Below are 1,111 nucleotides of genomic sequence, written 5' to 3'. Positions count from 1 at the left end.
GTCGCACAATAGCGATAGTCAGACATTTCCAAGGAGGTCAACCGCATGAAGGACTTAGCCCTCAGGACGATCAGTCCGCCATTCCCCCTCGCCGCCATGGAGAACGACGATATGATCGTCACCTTGTTCCTGGCTTCGTTCCAGGACCGATCTCCGCACACGCTTCGCAATTATCGTCTGGGGATTCAACGCTTTCGAGCGTTTCTGTACCCCCGCCGGTTGAAGGAAGCCTCGTGGATGGACATCGAGCATTTCAAGAATGATTTGCTTGGTCGCACTTCCGCTTCAAGCTCCAGGCTCTCGCCGGCTTCGACAGCGGTGCAGCTCGCGGCGCTTCGCTCTCTTTACCGATGGGCCAACGATCCGAACATCGCCCTTCTGCCCCGCAATCCGACCACTTCGGTGCGGTTGCCCAAGAGCGAAATCACCTCCCGCAATCGATACCTCACCAAGAAAGAATTGGGGCAACTGATCGATGTTCTCCGGACGCAAGGGGCCCGAAACTATTCTCTCGGATTGATGCTCGCGTTGACCGGCCTGCGCGTATCCGAAGTAACAGGCGTAAAGTGGGGGGATTTTTATGAAGACATCAACGGAGAAGGAGTCTGGCTGCTCATTCGCAACGGCAAAGGGGGGAAAGAACGGAGCGTCAAAATCCCCGACTCGTTATGGGGCATCTTGAAAAGTTACCGTTCGAGCCTGACGGAACGGGACTTCCACCCACAGTCCAGATTATTTCCGATTACGTCCAGACAAGTGGCCCGCATCATGGAAGCGGCCCGGGCCAGATGCGGCTTCGACAAGGCGGTCACCGCCCACTGGCTGCGGCATACGAACGCCACGCTGGCCTTGCTGGGCGGCGCGACGCTTCAGCAGGTACAAGAGTCGCTTGGCCATACGCAGATCACCACGACCCAACGTTACCTTCACACGGTCGATCAAATGAAAAAATCCGCCCCCGATTACGTGGCGGATAGTTTAATCGAGCTGTTCCCCAGCTATTCGAAAGTCACGTAAAACTTTGAAACGGGCCTCTCCGAACCGGGTGACACGATTACCAGCATATGTTAGAATAAGAGACAAAAATGTCCGACTATCGCTATTGTGCGAC

General features: G+C 55.4%; 1 protein-coding gene. It reads left to right on the top strand.

The window, feature by feature from the left end:
- The first annotated feature begins 45 nt into the window (after positions 1-45).
- On the top strand, positions 46-1,017 hold the full coding sequence (locus tag H7C18_RS34765; protein WP_185133716.1) for a tyrosine-type recombinase/integrase: 972 nt from the start codon (positions 46-48) through the stop codon (positions 1,015-1,017).
- Positions 1,018-1,111: the final 94 nt, after the last annotated feature.

The organism is Cohnella zeiphila, from assembly GCF_014212055.1.
Lineage (GTDB): Bacteria > Bacillota > Bacilli > Paenibacillales > Paenibacillaceae > Cohnella > Cohnella zeiphila.
The sequence above is the reverse complement of the archived record's forward strand: the minus strand, read 5'-3'. Positions and strand labels throughout refer to the sequence as shown.